Origin of the sequence: Frondihabitans sp. 4ASC-45 (genome assembly GCF_049472575.1) — a bacterium.
Taxonomy (GTDB): Bacteria; Actinomycetota; Actinomycetes; order Actinomycetales; family Microbacteriaceae; genus Frondihabitans.
In genome coordinates this window covers 109,843-125,575 of record NZ_JBCEBN010000005.1, presented here as the reverse complement: position 1 = coordinate 125,575, position 15,733 = coordinate 109,843, and the positions used below count along the sequence as shown (strand labels likewise).

Below are 15,733 nucleotides of genomic sequence, written 5' to 3'. Positions count from 1 at the left end.
GTCACGGTCGATCGGCTCTTCGCGGCCGAACGGGTTGACAACGCGCGATGCGGCATTGAGCACCGCACCGCAGCGTGGCGGTGCGCTAGCGACGGACGACTACCCGCTCGACGGCGACCGACCCGTCGGCGGCGCGCGTCAGGCGCCGGGTGTCGAACCGCGGGTGGCGGATGCGCGGAATCCAGTAGGCGAGCCAGAGCAACCCGGTCACGACCACCAGGCCGAGGTTGTAGCAGAAGGGGATGCCCATGCGGCGCTCCATCAGTACCTCGTCGGGGCCCGCCTCGACGACGGTGTAGCCGAGGTCGGTCAGCTTCGCGACCTCCACGTCGATGACGTCGGTGGACGCCAGCGCAGGATCCGCCGCGACCGGCTTGGGCGCGAAGACACAGGCGCAGTTCGCGCCGAACGCGCAACTCAGAGTGCGCGGGCCCGACGTGGCCGGCACCGTGGTGCCCGGCATGGACGCACCCGGCGAGAGAACGATCGGGGAGCGGCTCATATCGCAAGCGTAACCAGTGCTGGATCCTTCGTCACACGCGGTCATGTGGGCCAAGCACCAGAAAAACGACCTATCGTCGGGCGATGACTCCCGGCCTCGCTCTCGTCGCGCTCCTCGCGCTGGTCGCGTTGGCGACCCTCGTCGGGCTGGCGTGGCGGCGGTCGACCGGCCGGGTGCGTCGCCGACCCGAGAGTGACGACGACACCCGAGAGAGCGATCTCGTCAGGCCCGCCGACGTCGGCACGACCGAGACATTCGGCGACCGCGTCACGTTGCTGCAGTTCTCGACCGAGTTCTGCACCTACTGCCCGGCGACGAGGCGGCTGCTGTCGGCCGAGGCCGCGCGGCACGAGGGCGTCGAGCACATCGACGTCGACCTCACCCGGGCCCCCGACGTGGCGACGCGCTACAACGTTCTGCAGACGCCGACGACGCTGATCCTCGACCGTCGCGGGGCCATTCGCGCACGAATCGGCGGGCCGCCGAAACCTCGCGAACTCGAATCCGAACTCGCTCGACTACTGGGAGACGACCATGACGCCAACTGACCGAGGATCCGGCATCGACCCGCGCTCACCCCGCTTCGGGGCCGGGATCACCGCGATCCTCCTCCTCGCGACGATCTTCCTGTCGCTCGTCGGCGCGTCCGTGGCGGCCGTGATCGTGCTGACGGCGATCGCCCTCCTCTTCGCCTGGGGGGCCTTCGCGGGCATCCGCCGACATCCCTACGGCGCCCTCTTCCGACGCGTCATTCGGCCCCGACTACCAGCACCGACCGAGCTCGAAGAGCCCACGCCGCCGACGTTCGCCCAGGGGGTCGGCCTCGTCATCACCGGCATCGGCGTCGTGCTCGGCCTCGTCGGGCTCGCCTGGGCCGTGCCGCTCTTCGCCGCTCTGGCGTTCGTCGCGGCGTTCCTCAACTCGGTCTTCGGCTACTGCCTGGGATGCCAGATGTATCTGCTCGGGGTGCGCGCAGGGGTGCTCGGGCGGCCGCAGCGCGCGTAGGGCCGGCCGGGTCACACACGAGGATCCGCGGATCCTTCGCTCTGACCAGCCCCTCGAGGCGCGACCGGCGCCCCTAGGCTCGATGGTGCGCCCGCGCCACCCAGAACGAAGGAGTTCTCCCGTGATCATCGACAAAGCCGAAGTGATCGTCACCAGCCCCGACCGCAACTTCGTCACTCTCAAGCTGACGACCGACGACGGCCTCACGGGTCTCGGGGATGCGACCTTGAACGGCCGGGAGCTCGCCGTCGTGGCCTATCTCTCGGAACATGTCGTGCCTCTTCTGATCGGCCGCGATGCCGGCCGCATCGAAGACACCTGGCAGTTTCTCTACCGAAGCGCCTACTGGCGGCGGGGCCCGGTGACGATGGCCGCGATCGCCGCGGTCGACGTCGCCCTGTGGGACATCAAGGCGAAGGCCGCCGGCATGCCGCTCTACCAGCTGCTCGGCGGGGCGTCGCGGACCGGTCTGCTCGCCTACGGTCACGCCTCGGGCAAGACGACCGACGAGCTGTTCGACTCGATCCGCTCGCACCAGGAGCAGGGCTACAAGGCCATTCGGGTGCAGACCGGCGTGCCGGGGCTCAAGTCGATCTACGGCATCGCCTCGAACGCCACCTTCGAGGCCAATAAGGGCGTGCGCTACGACCATGAGCCCGCCCAGCGCGGCGCTCTGCCGAACGAGGAGGACTGGGACACCCGGTCGTACCTCCGCCACGTGCCGACCGTGTTCGAGGTCGTCCGCAACGAGTTCGGCCCGGAGCTGCCGCTGCTGCACGACGGCCATCACCGGATGACGCCGATCCAGGCCGCGAGCCTCGGCAAGTCGCTCGAGCCCTACGACCTCTTCTGGCTCGAAGACGTGACCCCGGCCGAGAATCCTGAGGCGCTCCGCCTGGTGCGCCAGCACACGACGACGCCATTGGCCATCGGCGAGATCTTCAACACGGTCTGGGATTACCAGCAGATCATCCGCGAGCAGCTGATCGACTACGTCCGCAGCGCCGTGACGCACACCGGCGGCATCACGCACCTGCGGAAGGTGCTCGACTACGCCTCGCAGTACCAGATCAAGTCGGGCATGCACGGGCCCACCGACATCTCGCCGGTCGGCATGGCGGCGGCGATGCACCTCGGGCTCGCGATCCACAACTTCGGCATCCAGGAGTACATGAAGCACGGCGACGCCACGAACGAGGTGTTCCAGCAGACCTTCACCTGGACGGACGGCATGCTGCACCCCGGCGACGAGCCGGGCCTCGGAGTGTCGCTCGACGTCGACGCGGCGGGCAAGTACCCCTACGAGAAGGCGTACCTGCCCTACAACCGCCTAGCCGACGGCACCGTTCACGACTGGTGACGGTTCGATGCGCACGACGCCGCCGACCACGCCGATCTCGAACGGGTCGCTGATGTCGCCGACGAACGAGCCGTCGGGCGCGTTGTGTCGGAACGCCAGGAAGAGCGGCCGGCCCGTTTCGCGCTCGGCGACGACGCGACCGACGTAGAGCGAGTCGTCGGTGAGCAGCTGCGCGGCCCCGAGGTCGAATGGCCCGCTGAGGCTCTCGCCGGGCGCCACCCAGATGCCGCCGGTCGCCGTCGTCTCGCGCCTCGGTCCCGCCAGCTCGGGCGCGAGGCAGGAGAACGTGATGAAGGCTTGGCCGTCGAGGGCGAAGGTCTGCACGACCTCCAGCTGCTCGAAGCCGTGCCCGGGCGTCGTCAGCGGCGGCAGCGCCTCCCAGTGCTCGAGGTCGGTGGAGTGCGCCCGAGCCACGATTCCGCCGCCCCCCTCACCCGCGCGGGCGCCGACCGCTCGTGCGGTGACGAACATCGTCCAGCCGTCGCCGTCGGCGAAGACCCACGGGTCGCGGAACGCCTCGTGATCCCAGCCGCCGTCGACGAGCCGGTGATGCCAGCGCTCGTCGGCCCGCAGCACGGGGTTTGCCGGGTTCTTCGTCCAGGTCAGCAGGTCGTCGGAGGTGGCGTAGCCGACTGTCTGCACGTTCCGGCCGCCCGGCATCGAGGTGCCCGTATAGAACTGGAACCAGCGGCCGTCGGGGTGCCTGACGATCGAGCCCGTCCAGGTCGCCACGTCGTCGAACGCGGGGGCGTCCGAGTGCACGAGAGCGTCAGCGACCCGGGTCCACGAGCGGAGGTCGGTCGAGACCGCGTGCCCGACCGACGCTCTCAGGTGGCGGGCGTCTGGATCCTGAAGCGCTCTTGACGCGTAGAGGAAGAACGCGTGGTACTCCGCGCCGTCGTCGACGAGCCAGAAATCCCACACCCACGAGTCGGCGAGATGGAGCGTCATCAGGCTTGCAGCCAGGCCGTGCTCGCACCCGGCAGCAGGAATGACCACTCAGAGGGGCCCGATGTGGGAGCAGATGGAGTCGAATTCATGGAGGTTCTCCTTCGAGGGGCTAGAGCCTGATGCTTTCGCTGCGATTAACGTAGCTGCCAGGGCCAAAGTGACTCAGTTGCCGCTCCCGCTAGCGTGCCGACGGCGGCGTGGGGGTGCAGCGACCTCCTGCGAATCGGCCGACCTCGCGCGCCGCGGCGGTGCGACCTTGGCCGATTCACGCGACCTCACCCCGAATGAGCGCGGGCCCGGTCGCAAAGAAACCGCAAAAGCGCATCTAGAGTGGGTTTAGCGCCGCAAACGCGACACTAAAGGATCCGAAAGGCCATCCCATGCGCCCCCTCGCCCGTACGTCCGGCCTCCTGTCCGTGACCGCCGCCCTCGCTCTCGGCCTCGCCGCCTGCTCCTCCAGCGACACCCCCGCCGCGACGACCTCGACGAGCGCCGGGTCGGGCGCTCTCTCGGGCTCCATCACCGTCTACGGGGCGGCGTCGCTCACGGCGACCTTCACGCAGCTCGCGAGCGACTTCGAGAAGGCCAACCCGGGCGTCAGCGTGAAGACGACGTTCAACGGATCCTCGGTGCTCGTGACGCAGATCCAGTCGGGTGCTCCGGCCGACGTGTTCGCCTCGGCCGACACCGCCAACATGACGAAGCTCACCGATGCCGACCTCGTTATGGGCACCCCGACGGACTTCGCGACGAACACCCTCGAAATCGCGGTGCCGACGGGCAACCCGAAGAACATCTCGACCTTCACAGACCTGGCGAAGTCGGGTGTGAAGACCGTCGTCTGCGCGTCGGCGGTTCCGTGCGGCGCGGCCACCGAGAAGATCGAGGCTGCCACCGGCGTCACTCTCAAGCCGGTCAGCGAGGAGACCGCGGTGACGGGGGTGCTGAGCAAGGTTGAGACCGGCGAGGCCGACGCGGGCCTCGTCTACGTGACCGACGTGAAGGGGGCTGACGGCAAAGTCGACGGAGTGACCTTCGACGACTCGAAGGAGGCCGTCAACACCTACCCGATCGCCACCCTCAAAGACTCCAGCAACAAAGCGGCGGCAGACGCGTTCGTGAAGTACGTCGCCGGGGCCGAGGGCCAGAAGGTGCTCGCGGCGGCCGGTTTCGGCCAGCCCTGACCGGGTCAGCCCCGATACCGCGGGCGCGGATGGGCCAGAATCGGAGGATGACGCGAACCCGGGCGCACCTGGCCGGCGTTCCCCGATGGGTCGCTGTTCTCGCAGGGGTAGGAGCGGCGTTCGTTCTGCTCCCGCTCGTCGCCATCGTCAGCCGAGTGAACTGGGTCGACTTCGTTCCGTTGATCACGTCCGACTCGTCGATCGCGGCACTGCTGCTCAGCCTGCGAACGTCGCTTGCCGCCACCGCGCTCTGCGTCGTGTTCGGTGTGCCGATCGCGATCGTGCTCGCCCGCGCGACCTTCCCCGGGCAGCGCATTGCTCGGTCGCTCGTGCTGCTGCCGCTCGTGCTTCCGCCCGTGGTCGGCGGCATCGCTCTGCTCTACACGTTCGGGCGGCGCGGCCTCCTCGGCAGCACCTTCCAGTTTCTCGGCATCGACATCGCCTTCTCGACGACGGCCGTGATCCTGGCTCAGACGTTCGTCGCCATCCCCTTCCTGATCCTCAGCCTGGAGGGGGCGATCCGCACGGCGGGCGCGCGCTACGAGGCGGTCGCCGCCACCCTCGGCGCAGCCCCGACCACCGTGCTCCGGCGGGTGACGCTGCCGTTGCTGCTTCCGGCGCTCGTGTCGGGGGCGATCCTGTCGTTCGCCCGCGCTCTCGGCGAATTCGGCGCCACGCTGACGTTCGCCGGCAGTCTGCAGGGAACGACGCGCACCCTTCCTCTCGAGATCTACCTGCAGCTCGAGACCGACCCCGACACGGCAGTCGCGCTGTCGCTCGTGCTTGTCGCCGTCGCCGTCTTCGTGGTAGGGCTCGCCTACCGCAACGGCTCCGTGCCCGCCGGCCCCTCGGGAGCCGACCGATGACGCTCGACTTCGACGCCCGGGTGAGCGCCCGAGGCTTCGACCTCGCTTTCGGCGTGAAAACCGGCGAAACGATCGCCGTCCTTGGCCCGAACGGCGCCGGCAAGTCGACCCTGCTCGGTCTGCTGGCCGGGCTCGTCCATGCCGACCAGGGTCACGCCCGACTCGACGACCGCACACTCTTCGACGAAACGGCCGGCTCGCGGGCCTGGACTCAGCCCCACCGCCGAGGTGTCGCGCTGCTCGCGCAGGAGGCACTCCTCTTTCCGCACCTGAGCGTGCTCGACAACGTGGCATTCGGGCCGCGGAGCACGGGCGCATCGCGGCAGGAGGCCCGGGCGGTGGCGCGGCAGTGGCTCACCGAAGTGGATGCGGCCGAGCTGGGAGGGCGGCGCCCGGCAGCGCTGTCGGGCGGCCAGGCCCAGCGGGTGGGTGTTGCGCGGGCGTTGGCCGCGGATCCTTCGCTTCTTCTTCTCGACGAACCGTTGTCGGCCCTCGACATCGGCGCGGCGCCCGCGCTCCGTCGGCTGCTCACGAGGGTGCTGGCCGACCGGACCGCGCTGCTCGTGACGCACGACCCGCTCGATGCGCTGGTGCTCGCCGACCGCGTGCTGGTGATCGAAGGTGGCCGACTCGTCGGCGACGGACCGACCCGCGAGGTGTTCGCGCACCCCCGGACGGCCTTCGTGGCGGGTCTCGCCGGGCTGAACCTCGTGACCGGGGTGCGGAGTTCCAATGGCATCGAGGCGGCAGCCGGGTGGGAGGTCGTCGCGCCGTTCGAGGCCGAGGTGGCGAGGGGTGCGTCGTCGGCGGTCGTAGTGAAGCCGTCGTGGGTGCGGGTCTCGCATCTCGAGCCGGGGCGTGCGGAGGGGAACGCTGTGCGGCAGACGATTCTCGATGTCGAACCGCGCGGAGACAGCATCAGGATCCGCGGAGACGTGCTCGCAGCCGACGTGACTCCCGCTGCGGCTGCCGACCTCGACCTCGCCCCCGGCGACACGGCGTGGTTTGCGTTCTCGGCGGATGCGGGCGTCGGGTATGCACTCTGAGGACGCGGGGGCCCGCGCGTTCGGCCTAGACCCGCTGGCTCGGCGTGGACGCGCTCGATCGGCGTAAACCCGCTGCCTAGGGCCGGTGTCCCCGCCAATCTCGAGGGTGTGAGCCCGATCTTAGGGTCTCGCACGGGGCTGACCGGCTCGCACCCCTCTCGCGCGAGCACGAGTTCATGCAAGTGTTTAGACGCTATACACTTGCGGTGTTTAGCCCCTAAACTTATTCTTATGAAGGCGGGTGAAGTGAACAAGCGAATTGAAAAGCTCGGAGGCGTTCAGGTGAGTCAACGGGGCTCGCATCGAAAATACGAGGTGTGGGCTAATGGCCGCTCGTACCGCACGATCGTCGCTCAGCATGGCCCGCACGACATCCCCGCCGGCACGTTGGCAAGCATTCAAAGATCGCTCGAACCCGCATTTGGAAAGGGGTGGCTGAAGTGAGTGGATCGACCTACGAGGTCCTCGTTACGCGTGAGAATGGCGCTTGGCTCGGTGAGGTGACGAACCGAGAGGGTATTCAGACGTTTTCGCGCACCTATTCCGGGCTCAGGGCTGCGCTATCGGAGGCCATTCACGTGATGGACGACCTCGACGACGCGGCCGTCGTCGATATGAAGTGGACGTTCGATAACGTCGAAGACGAGTTCGTGTCGGCGATCGAGCTCGGGCGTCAAAGGCGTTCTCTCGAAGATCGGGCGGCTGAGCTCGTGCGGAGCACTGCGCGAGTGGCCGAGTTGCTGCAGTCGAAGGGGTATTCGGTGAGAGACATCAGCGGTGCGCTCGAAATGTCGCCCGGTCGGGTCTCGCAGATTCTTGCCCCCGGCGCGAAGAGGGCGGTCGGCGCCTCCGGCTCGGCAGCGAGCGCGCCTCGTCGGGCGGGCTAATACCCGAGGCGGAGACTGTTCTGAATCTGGGGTTGACATCGTTAGCTACGACCAATAGCTTTTAGCTACACACAGTAGCCAAACGCGCAACCAATGGAGAACATCATGCTCGAGCACCTCACGATCGGCGAAGGAACAATCGCCTACGACCTCACCGGCGAAGGCCCCCTCGTCGTCCTCGCCCACGGCATGGGCGACAGTCGGCACTCGTACCGCTTCTTGGTGCCCGAGCTCGTCGCGGCCGGATACCGGGTGGCGAACGTCGACATCCGCGGCTGCGGAGACTCCAGCGCCGAATGGCCGAGCTACTCGCGCACCGACATCGCCGGCGACCTCGTCGCCGTCGTGCGTCACCTCGGTGGCCCGGCCGTAATCGTCGGGCAGTCGATCAGCGGTGGGGCTGCCACGATCGCCGCCGCCACCGCACCCGACGTGATCGTCGGCATCGTCGAGCTCGCTCCGTTCACCCGCAAGCAGTCGTTCGACCTGATCGGCATCCTCCGCACGAAGCGCGTTCGCACGGGAACGACCCAGCTCATGAGGGTGATGGTGAGCGGCAGCGTGAAGGGCTGGCTGGCCTACCTCGACATCGCCATCCCCGCGAAGCCCGCCGACTGGATCGCCGAGCGAGCGCGCATCGAGACGGAGCTGTCCAAGCCCGAGCGCATGAAGGCCCTGCGAGGCATGACGAAGTCAGCGCCGGTCGACGCGGGTGCGCAACTTGCCAATGTGCAGTGCCCGGTGCTCGTCATCGAGGGGAGTGCCGACCCGGACTGGACCGATCCTCGCGAAGAGGGCACCAGGATCCTCGGAGACCTCCCTGCCGGACTCGGCGAACTGGCCGTCATCGACGGTGCCGGGCACTACCCGCACGCCGAGACTCCCGGGGCAGTGCTCGAGCTCGTCGTCCCGTTCCTGCGCCGGACGCACGCCGCGGCACCGACCAATGCCTAGGGCGGGGCTCGCTCCCGCGGCCGTCACCCTCGCGGCGGCCGACCTCGCCGACGAGATCAGCCCGGCCCCGCTTAGCATGAGTCTGCTCGCCGAGCGCCTCGGGGTGAAGGGGCCGTCGCTCTACAAGCACGTCGACAGCCTCGCCGACCTCACCCGCCGGATCGCCCTTCTCGGCGCCACCGAGCTGGGGGACGCACTGCGCGAGGCCATGCAGGGGTTGGCCGGCGGCGATGCGCTCGCCGCAGCCGCTCAGGTGGTGCGCACCTTCGTCAAAGAGCACCCCGGCCGGTACGCCGCCACCGTCGGAATCACCCCGACAGGGCCCGAGGATCCCCTCGCCATCGCTCTCGAACGCACGCTCGGCTCGTTCGCGGCTGTGCTGCGCGGCTACCACCTCGCCCCGGAACACGAGATTCACGCGATCCGGCTGCTGCGCAGTGTCGTGCACGGCTTCGCGACCCTCGAGGCGTCGAACGGATTCCAGATGGACACCGACGTCGACGAGAGCTTCGCCTGGACGGTTGCGTTCGTCGATCGTGGGTTGCGCGGGTTGTCGGACGAGTAGGGGGCGGGTGGGGCGCCGGTCTCGACCTGAAACGGTTTGGTGAATCCGTCCGGATCGTCGCCTGTCGTGTGGGCACCGACGCCGCAATTCTGCCCGTGCGCCTGGAATGACGGGCCCTGCCGCAAGACCACGTGGGGCAGTTCACCGAACGGGAGCTGCTGGCGATTTGCTCCTCGGTCTTGTGCCCGGCCTGGTTCTGGCTAGAGTCAGGCTTACCGAGCATTGTTCGACTGCTGATGATGTGCCCCCAGACCCCCGGGCGCTTCGGGAAACGGCGCTTTCCTCACCTGCCCTGGTGGTCTGAACGGACGTCCCCGATGGGATCTATCAGCTATGACGGCCACGTCGTTGTCGTCGATGACCGCACCCTGACGCACCTGCAAATAGTGATCGTGAACAAGCTGCGGCGAGGCGACGCGTTTCTCATGTCGTGGCGAGACAGTGCCGACGTCGGTTCCGGGCGCAGCTCGATCTGGCTGCATCCGAACGTCCTCATCCTGTTCAAATTCGAGGGCAGTCGCACTCCCGCCATCAACGACCAGTGGCTGAGCGAGCTGGCGGCCTCTGCGGACAGTTCCCGCGGACTGATCGTCACCGCGGAGCACGGAGGGGTCCCTCTGCTCGGGCCCGCCCAAGTGCGGGCCCCGAGGGTGACAGTCGTGGCGCCCGCCCTCAGTCCCGACGTCACGTAGAACGGGTCGCGGCGGCCGGCGATGATGAGAAGCATGTTGCATGCCTAGATAGGTTGTGACACCATCTAAGTATGCACAACCCGTGGTCGTCGGATTGGACTCGAGTCGTCCTTCCGCTGACGGTTCTCGTTCTTCTCGAGGAGAAGCCGGCTCATGGCTATCTGCTTCTCGAGCGGTTGACGGAGGCTACCGGCGTTCCGGTGACGGGTGGAACGCTCTACCCGCTGTTGGCCCGGTTCGGCGACCGAGGATGGGTTGAGTTCGAGTGGGAGCACGAGGTGACGGGGCCCGGGCGAAAGGTGTTCCGGGTGACGGGGGCCGGTCGGGAACACGCTGATGCGCTCCTCCACGAATGGCAGTTAGTCAAAAAAACACTTGACGCCGTGGCGTCTCGACGAAGGAGGGGTAATTCGTGAACTATTACCGGGAGTTGGCTTTTGCACTGAGGGTTCGAGGCCTGTCGGAAGACACGATTCGATCGACGTTGGACGACGTTCGAATGCATTCGGCAGAGGCGGGGCAGAATCCGTCTCATGAGTTCGGGCCGCCAGACCGATTCGCAGAGAACTTCGAAAAGGGCGGGGCTCAGGCAGCTGGCCGTCGCTTTGTTGTTGTGATGACAGTGGTGGCGCTCGCTGTGGTGATCGGCCTGTTCGTCTTGTCGAAGGCGATGGACACGGAGCTGCGCGTGGGGGTCTTCTCAATTCCGCTCTTTGCTGGTGTCGTCGTCGCAGTTGCCGGTTTCGTGGGCGGTTTTCTGCTTGACCGCCGGCTGCCAGCGGGGTTTGCGGTAGAGAAAAAAGCCGCGTGACCTAGGGCGTCGGCGGGAGAAACGGGGTGCCCCGGAAGCGCTCGGCCAAGCCCCACACATACCGCTTACGTCCGTCGATCTCGACGAGACGACCGCCAGCGGTATTCGCCGGGTCGCGGCATGCGGTATGCGGCTGGCGTGCTCCGAGCGACGTATCGCGAACGACTACTTGGTCGCCTTGGGAATGTTGATCAGGGGAGACGATCCGTTCGGCACGACGACCAGGCCACCCTTGTCGGCGGACGCTTCTAGGGCATCAATGTAGTGCTGGGTGAGAACCTGGCTCGACAGCGACTTCGTCAGCAGATCGTTCGCCTTTGCGTTGGCCTGGGCGGTGACGACTGCCTGCTGAGCGCTGACCTTCGTCGCATCGAGTTTGGCCTGCTGCTTGGTGACGTCGATCTGCGCCTGCTGGGCCTCGGCATAGCTCTCCGTGACGGCCTTCGGAGCCTGGATCTCTTGCAGGCTGATCGAGTTGACCTCGACACCGGTATCCGCCCACCGCTTGGTCAGCGCCTGCTCGATACTTGTCTCGATCTCGGCGCGCTTGGTCAGCACCTCGAGAGTGGAGTAGTTGTTCGGCACTTCGCGCACGACGGCCCGGACGTCTTGAGTGATGAACGATGCTTTAAAGTTCTCCTCGTCGCGGAACGACGTGTAGATCGTCGTGACAGACGCCGGCCGAATCGAGTAGCGGACGGTGAGCGACACGTTCTCCGAGACCCCGTCTTTGTCTTGGACGGTGATGTACGGGCCGGTGCGGATGCCACCGTTGTTGTCGCTATCGCTGCCCCCGGTCCCGTTGATGTAGGTGACCGTCTGGTTGCGGATATTGAAGTTCACCGTCGAATCCCACGGCGCCTTGACGTGGAGGCCGGTCGACGTCGTCTGCCCGACGATCTGACCAGTGAACGAGCGGATCACCCTCGCCTCGCCGGCATCCTGGGCGTACACGGACGACGTGACCCCCAGTACCAAGCCGAGGACTACGAGGAGTGCACCGGCGCCGAGAGCGATGCGGTTTCCCGTCTTGTCTGGGGCCGGTGACTCGCTGCCCCCGGGAAGGGCGAGCTTGTTCGCTCGGTGGCGCCGTGCGAGAACGAGGGTGATGACGCCTGCGACGAGGCAGATCAGAGCAAAGACGAACATGAGAGTGCTTTCTTCGGGAGGGAATGTCGGGTAGGGCCGGGGAGACTGCTAATCGGTGGGGGAGGGGATACCGGCGAAGCGTCTTTGCCCTTCAAGGATGAGGTCCTGCATGACAGGAACCTGCCGGACTCGGGCTTGGATGGCCCATCCCAGGGCTACGGCGTAGAAGGCACTGATCGCTACCCGGATCCCGATGCTGATCAGCGTCGGTTGGTCGGGCATGAGTCCGAGTTGGAAGAGCCACAGGGGAAAGAGGACACCGTTGACCCACACTGCCGTGTGCACCTGGTCGACGCGCGTCGCCAGACGAGACAAGGCTTCACCGAGCGGGACGTCGGAGGGGAGTTGGTTTCTTTCCACCCAGTCGTCGACTTCTTGGGCACCGATAGTGCTGTCGCGGTTCGAATCGAAGCGGATCAGGGCCGCGGCGACTCCGGCGAAGACGACGCCCGCCACGACAGCTATCCACCCACGGTGATCCCAGGAGTGCTTCTCGCCGAACTCCAGGACGAATGCACCCATGAGCACACCGCCGCCAAGCGCTCCACGTGCAAGCCGCACCCGCAGATCTCGAAAAGGCCGTCTCACGATCCGGGCCGGAAGACGTCAGAGAGCTGCTGGGCGTAACTGGCCGCGTTGATTGCCCCTAGCACCAGCCCACCGGCCTCGACGATGATGAACACCCACACCGGCCACAGGCCCCGCCCCGGAGCGACGCGGTGCACGATCACCGATCGGCCGATCACGTACACCGGCGACGAGAGAAAGCTCCAGGCCCAGTGAAAGGGGCGCACGACGCCGACCCGGGTGAGGCGTCGGTAGTCTCCCCACGCCAGAACCACGCTGATTCCGTACAGAATGAAACCCGCTGCCAGCACAGCAATGTACTGCGGTGTGTAAATCGATGCCGGGTCGATGGAGGGCACGCCAGAGGGGCCCACCTCGATCACGCGGATCGTCGGCCGGTACGACAGGCTGAGCGGCCAAACCACCACGGGCAGCAGCACGATCAGCCAGATCAGCGGGCCGTAGATCGGGGTCTTCGGATCGAGCCTTGGCCTGTCGGGCGCAACGGTTTCCACAGCATGGGAGCCACCGGGAGGAGCCACGAGATCCGTCCACCTCACGCCGTCCCACCAGCGAGTTCCCGCACCCCCAGAAGGATCCGGGTACCACCCGGCACCAGGACCGGCACCCGGGCGCGACTCACCAGACATACAGATCCCCCTCAAAGACAGTTGAGAAAGATTCGGGCTTCCTCACCACTGCTCAACCTAGGGCAGATGGGCGATCTGCGACCACCAATGTGGACTGTTTTTGCCGAGGTCACCCGTGTGGCCTCGGGGCGGATCAAGTTCACGCCGTTCTTGCGGTCATATGGTGCGCGACGGAGACTTGAGGCATGGTCCTGCTCATCGTATGTAGCGTCGCCGTATCCGGAGCGTTCGTGGGGCTCTGCCTTGTCCTGGCGGATGAGCAACGGGTAAGACGAGCGAGCAACTACTCGCACGCATCGCGGAAGGACTAGGAGTCGCGCCGGTCGGAGAACCGAACTGGCGCCCGATGGTCAAATGGAGCGAATCGGATCCTAAGGTGTGCGCCTTTCAGAACGCGTGGATTGTGGAGGGGGCGAAGAGCGAGCAACAGCGCACCTAGTCGGTCAGCCGGAAGCCTCCCCGCACTGCGCCGGCTTTATGTCGCTTTAATCGCTCTAAAGCGTGCCCCTTCGGAGCTTCACCGCGACAGACACCGGGTAGAGGAAGAAGACGACGGCGAGAGCCAAGGATCCGACGATGAGGGCCGGGTTCGCGCTCGAACCCGACGACAGCAGCACGAAGAACCGGATGAGATCGACGACCCCGAGGAGCGCCAGGACTCCAGCGACGGCGAGGCGCCAGACGAGAGACCAGCGCGACAGAGGCGCGATCTGGTCGCTGAGCCGTGACTCGACTCGCTCGGGCGGCGTGTAGGCGACGCCTCCGTAGTGCGACATCTCGCTGGCATTGGGGCGGCCCGCATAGGGCTGTTGGTCATGTGACATGGTGAATCCCCCTTCACGCGCGGCTATAGGGCCGATGCCTAAGTATCCATGTCGACCGACCCGGTGGCCAGCCATCGATCGAGTCGCTCGCCAGCATGACCCTAGAATCGCGGGGTGCCTGATGATCGTCGCCTGCCGCTGTGGGCGGGACGCTCAGCCGCTCTCGTGGGCATCGTGCTCGTTGCGTTCTCGCTGCGCCAGGCTGTCGCCGCGATTTCGCCGATTTTGGGCGACGTCCTCGTGGACGTCCCTCTTTCGACCCTCGACATTGGTTGGCTCGGAACCCTCCCGCCACTTCTGTTTGCCGGCTCGGGGTTCATTGCACCCCGGGTCGCCCGCAGGTTCGGTCTTGATGGCGGCATCGTCATCGCGCTGGTTCTCATCACCGCGGGGCACCTCATCCGCGCGGCGGCACCGGGCGTAGGGGTGTTACTCGTCGGGAGCATCGTTGCATTCGCCGGCACGGGTATTGGCAATGTGTTGCTGCCGTCAATCGTCCGCCGGTACTTTCCCGATCGCGTCGCCCTGCTGACCGCGGTCTACGTCTGCATCGTCGGTGTGAGTACCGCCGTGCCCGCTGCCCTCGCGGCGCCCGTCGCCCAGTTCGCCGGTTGGCGGTTCTCCCTCGGAATCTGGTCGGTCACCTCGATCGCCGCGCTCGTTCCATGGCTCGCCGTCATCCTGCGGGAGCGCCATCGACGAGCGTCACATGCCGGCACCGCCCCGCCGTCGACCGCGACCGTCGTCACGGGCCTGTGGCGCTCACGCGTAGCGCTGTCGATCGCCCTCGCGTTCTCGACCAGCACGATTCTCACGTACGCGAGTTTCGCCTGGCTCCCTGAGATCCTCGGAGATGTCGCAGGGACGACCCCGGCCGAGGGAGGCGTGCTACTCGCCGTAACCGGGCTGGTCAGTGTGCCCGGCGCTCTCCTTGCGCCCCTCCTCGTCGCCCGGCTGCGGAACGTCGGCTGGTTGATCGGCGCAGGCATCGTGAGCTTTGTGCTTGGCTACCTCGGCCTCCTCTTCGCGCCCGCGCCGCTGACGCTGCTGTGGGTCCTGCTCATCGGCTTGGGATCGATCCTGTTCCCGGTCTGCCTGGTGCTCATCAACGGACGCACGCGGACTCCCGCAGGCACCGTCGCACTCAGTGGTTTCGCACAGGGGGTTGCGTACGCGCTCGGCGCGCTCGGCCCACTGCTCGTCGGGCTCCTACATGACGTCAGCCACGGCTGGACCTTGCCGCTGCTCTTCCTACTTGTCGTCGCACTCGTGGCGATTATTCCGGCCGTGACATTGGCGCGGCCGGCCTTCGTCGAGGACGAGCTCGCTCGATAGGGCTCCCGAGCCCAGACCCCCTTCTCAATTGCGGGACGCCCGCGTGCCGCATCAGTGGACTGGTCTCACTCGACGAAGCGCCGCGCGAACGGACTGATCACCGAACTACGGGTACTCGGTATCCGGTCCGTGTAGGTCTCGTCCATCGATTTATCGAGACGGCTCTCTACTCGACCTCTTGTCTTCCGAGACGGTCATGGAGGTTCGCAGGACCAGCTTGTGAGGTCGGCCGACCAATTGAGTCGCTGGTCTGCTGTCGGTATCGCAGGCGTCGGAGCGACGGTTTTTTCATCCGTCAGGCTGGACACATTTCGATGAGCCCAGAGGCACACCTGTCGTCTTTTCGAGACTGATCCGATCACCGGCAAAGATAGACAAATCACCG

Annotated in this window: 20 protein-coding genes; 14 read left to right on the top strand and 6 right to left on the bottom strand. The window is 66.6% G+C overall.

Going from position 1 to position 15,733, the window contains the following annotated elements; all coding sequences use genetic code 11:
* Positions 1–85 precede the first annotated feature (85 nt).
* Positions 86–502: a hypothetical protein gene (locus VH571_RS09800; protein ID WP_423264408.1), complete on the bottom strand. Its 417-nt coding sequence runs from the start codon at positions 500–502 to the stop codon at positions 86–88.
* A gap of 83 nt (positions 503–585) precedes the next feature.
* Here VH571_RS09800 and VH571_RS09795 point away from each other — a divergent pair, with 83 nt between their 5' ends.
* The 3 genes from VH571_RS09795 (at position 586) to manD (ending at position 2,867) form a co-directional block, all read left to right on the top strand.
* Entirely contained in the window at positions 586–1,050 is a 465-nt protein-coding gene (locus VH571_RS09795; protein ID WP_423264407.1) for a TlpA family protein disulfide reductase, read from the top strand.
* Positions 1,037–1,507, top strand: coding sequence for a DUF4395 domain-containing protein (locus VH571_RS09790; protein ID WP_123943292.1), 471 nt, complete (start codon positions 1,037–1,039; stop codon positions 1,505–1,507). Before VH571_RS09795 ends, VH571_RS09790 begins: the two co-directional genes overlap by 14 nt.
* Before the next feature lie 121 nt (positions 1,508–1,628).
* Positions 1,629–2,867, top strand: a complete 1,239-nt coding sequence (manD, locus tag VH571_RS09785) for a D-mannonate dehydratase ManD (RefSeq protein ID WP_423264406.1) — start codon at positions 1,629–1,631, stop codon at positions 2,865–2,867.
* On the opposite strand, the gene VH571_RS09780 is transcribed toward manD, so the two are convergent.
* Positions 2,838–3,818, bottom strand: coding sequence for a glycosyl hydrolase family 32 (locus tag VH571_RS09780; RefSeq protein ID WP_423264405.1), 981 nt, complete (start codon positions 3,816–3,818; stop codon positions 2,838–2,840). The two genes, manD and VH571_RS09780, sit on opposite strands and share 30 nt — an antisense overlap.
* 380 nt (positions 3,819–4,198) lie before the next feature.
* Between VH571_RS09780 and modA the strand changes: the two genes are divergently transcribed.
* The 10 genes from modA (at position 4,199) to VH571_RS09730 (ending at position 10,823) form a co-directional block, all read left to right on the top strand.
* Positions 4,199–5,002, top strand: coding sequence for a molybdate ABC transporter substrate-binding protein (gene modA / locus VH571_RS09775; RefSeq protein ID WP_423264404.1), 804 nt, complete (start codon positions 4,199–4,201; stop codon positions 5,000–5,002).
* Between the two features lie 47 nt (positions 5,003–5,049).
* The gene (locus tag VH571_RS09770; RefSeq protein WP_423264403.1) at positions 5,050–5,868 is read left to right on the top strand and encodes an ABC transporter permease; all 819 of its coding nucleotides are present in this window, start codon (positions 5,050–5,052) and stop codon (positions 5,866–5,868) included.
* The gene (locus VH571_RS09765; RefSeq protein ID WP_423264402.1) at positions 5,865–6,914 is read left to right on the top strand and encodes a sulfate/molybdate ABC transporter ATP-binding protein; all 1,050 of its coding nucleotides are present in this window, start codon (positions 5,865–5,867) and stop codon (positions 6,912–6,914) included. Before VH571_RS09770 ends, VH571_RS09765 begins: the two co-directional genes overlap by 4 nt.
* 246 nt (positions 6,915–7,160) lie before the next feature.
* Positions 7,161–7,358 carry a type II toxin-antitoxin system HicA family toxin gene (locus tag VH571_RS09760; protein WP_423264400.1) on the top strand — a complete coding sequence of 66 codons (198 nt, stop codon included), beginning with the start codon at positions 7,161–7,163 and terminating at the stop codon, positions 7,356–7,358.
* Positions 7,359–7,414: 56 nt separating this feature from the next.
* Positions 7,415–7,801 (top strand): hypothetical protein, encoded by a 387-nt coding sequence (locus tag VH571_RS09755; protein ID WP_423264399.1) that lies wholly within the window; start codon positions 7,415–7,417, stop codon positions 7,799–7,801.
* 105 nt (positions 7,802–7,906) lie between these two features.
* Positions 7,907–8,755 (top strand): alpha/beta fold hydrolase, encoded by an 849-nt coding sequence (locus VH571_RS09750; RefSeq protein ID WP_423264398.1) that lies wholly within the window; start codon positions 7,907–7,909, stop codon positions 8,753–8,755.
* Positions 8,748–9,320, top strand: a complete 573-nt coding sequence (locus VH571_RS09745; RefSeq protein WP_055963729.1) for a TetR/AcrR family transcriptional regulator — start codon at positions 8,748–8,750, stop codon at positions 9,318–9,320. The genes VH571_RS09750 and VH571_RS09745 overlap by 8 nt, the downstream gene beginning before the upstream one ends.
* Positions 9,321–9,637: 317 nt before the next feature.
* Entirely contained in the window at positions 9,638–10,012 is a 375-nt protein-coding gene (locus tag VH571_RS09740) for an ATP-dependent DNA ligase (RefSeq protein WP_423264397.1), read from the top strand.
* Positions 10,013–10,083: 71 nt separating this feature from the next.
* Positions 10,084–10,428, top strand: a complete 345-nt coding sequence (locus tag VH571_RS09735) for a PadR family transcriptional regulator (protein ID WP_423264396.1) — start codon at positions 10,084–10,086, stop codon at positions 10,426–10,428.
* The gene (locus VH571_RS09730; protein ID WP_423264395.1) at positions 10,425–10,823 is read left to right on the top strand and encodes a hypothetical protein; all 399 of its coding nucleotides are present in this window, start codon (positions 10,425–10,427) and stop codon (positions 10,821–10,823) included. The genes VH571_RS09735 and VH571_RS09730 overlap by 4 nt, the downstream gene beginning before the upstream one ends.
* A gap of 165 nt (positions 10,824–10,988) precedes the next feature.
* Here VH571_RS09730 and VH571_RS09725 read toward each other — a convergent pair whose 3' ends face one another.
* The 4 genes from VH571_RS09725 to VH571_RS09710 all read right to left on the bottom strand — a co-directional run bounded on the left by VH571_RS09725 (position 10,989) and on the right by VH571_RS09710 (position 14,013).
* Positions 10,989–11,972, bottom strand: a complete 984-nt coding sequence (locus VH571_RS09725) for a prohibitin family protein (RefSeq protein ID WP_423264394.1) — start codon at positions 11,970–11,972, stop codon at positions 10,989–10,991.
* A 48-nt stretch (positions 11,973–12,020) separates the two neighbouring features.
* Complete coding sequence (locus VH571_RS09720) at positions 12,021–12,494, bottom strand: hypothetical protein (protein WP_423264393.1); 474 nt, start codon at positions 12,492–12,494, stop codon at positions 12,021–12,023.
* A 62-nt stretch (positions 12,495–12,556) separates the two neighbouring features.
* On the bottom strand, positions 12,557–13,189 hold the full coding sequence (locus VH571_RS09715) for a DUF2510 domain-containing protein (RefSeq protein WP_423264392.1): 633 nt from the start codon (positions 13,187–13,189) through the stop codon (positions 12,557–12,559).
* Between the two features lie 494 nt (positions 13,190–13,683).
* Complete coding sequence (locus tag VH571_RS09710; protein ID WP_423264390.1) at positions 13,684–14,013, bottom strand: hypothetical protein; 330 nt, start codon at positions 14,011–14,013, stop codon at positions 13,684–13,686.
* 114 nt (positions 14,014–14,127) lie between these two features.
* Here VH571_RS09710 and VH571_RS09705 point away from each other — a divergent pair, with 114 nt between their 5' ends.
* Positions 14,128–15,348 (top strand): CynX/NimT family MFS transporter, encoded by a 1,221-nt coding sequence (locus tag VH571_RS09705; RefSeq protein ID WP_423264389.1) that lies wholly within the window; start codon positions 14,128–14,130, stop codon positions 15,346–15,348.
* The last annotated feature ends 385 nt before the right edge of the window (positions 15,349–15,733 follow it).

Bases quoted from the DNA above. Each gene is read 5' to 3' on its own strand.
- VH571_RS09715 (WP_423264392.1), bottom strand. From the start codon at position 13,189: ATGTCTGGTGAGTCGCGCCCGGGTGCCGGTCCTGGTGCCGGGTGGTAC.
- VH571_RS09735 (WP_423264396.1), top strand. From the start codon at position 10,084: ATGCACAACCCGTGGTCGTCGGATTGGACTCGAGTCGTCCTTCCGCTG.
- VH571_RS09800 (WP_423264408.1), bottom strand. From the start codon at position 502: ATGAGCCGCTCCCCGATCGTTCTCTCGCCGGGTGCGTCCATGCCGGGC.
- VH571_RS09740 (WP_423264397.1), top strand. From the start codon at position 9,638: ATGGGATCTATCAGCTATGACGGCCACGTCGTTGTCGTCGATGACCGC.
- modA (WP_423264404.1), top strand. From the start codon at position 4,199: ATGCGCCCCCTCGCCCGTACGTCCGGCCTCCTGTCCGTGACCGCCGCC.
- VH571_RS09745 (WP_055963729.1), top strand. From the start codon at position 8,748: ATGCCTAGGGCGGGGCTCGCTCCCGCGGCCGTCACCCTCGCGGCGGCC.
- VH571_RS09710 (WP_423264390.1), bottom strand. From the start codon at position 14,013: ATGTCACATGACCAACAGCCCTATGCGGGCCGCCCCAATGCCAGCGAG.
- VH571_RS09790 (WP_123943292.1), top strand. From the start codon at position 1,037: ATGACGCCAACTGACCGAGGATCCGGCATCGACCCGCGCTCACCCCGC.
- VH571_RS09780 (WP_423264405.1), bottom strand. From the start codon at position 3,818: ATGACGCTCCATCTCGCCGACTCGTGGGTGTGGGATTTCTGGCTCGTC.
- VH571_RS09795 (WP_423264407.1), top strand. From the start codon at position 586: ATGACTCCCGGCCTCGCTCTCGTCGCGCTCCTCGCGCTGGTCGCGTTG.
- VH571_RS09750 (WP_423264398.1), top strand. From the start codon at position 7,907: ATGCTCGAGCACCTCACGATCGGCGAAGGAACAATCGCCTACGACCTC.
- VH571_RS09720 (WP_423264393.1), bottom strand. From the start codon at position 12,494: ATGGGTGCATTCGTCCTGGAGTTCGGCGAGAAGCACTCCTGGGATCAC.
- VH571_RS09765 (WP_423264402.1), top strand. From the start codon at position 5,865: ATGACGCTCGACTTCGACGCCCGGGTGAGCGCCCGAGGCTTCGACCTC.
- VH571_RS09770 (WP_423264403.1), top strand. From the start codon at position 5,050: ATGACGCGAACCCGGGCGCACCTGGCCGGCGTTCCCCGATGGGTCGCT.
- VH571_RS09725 (WP_423264394.1), bottom strand. From the start codon at position 11,972: ATGTTCGTCTTTGCTCTGATCTGCCTCGTCGCAGGCGTCATCACCCTC.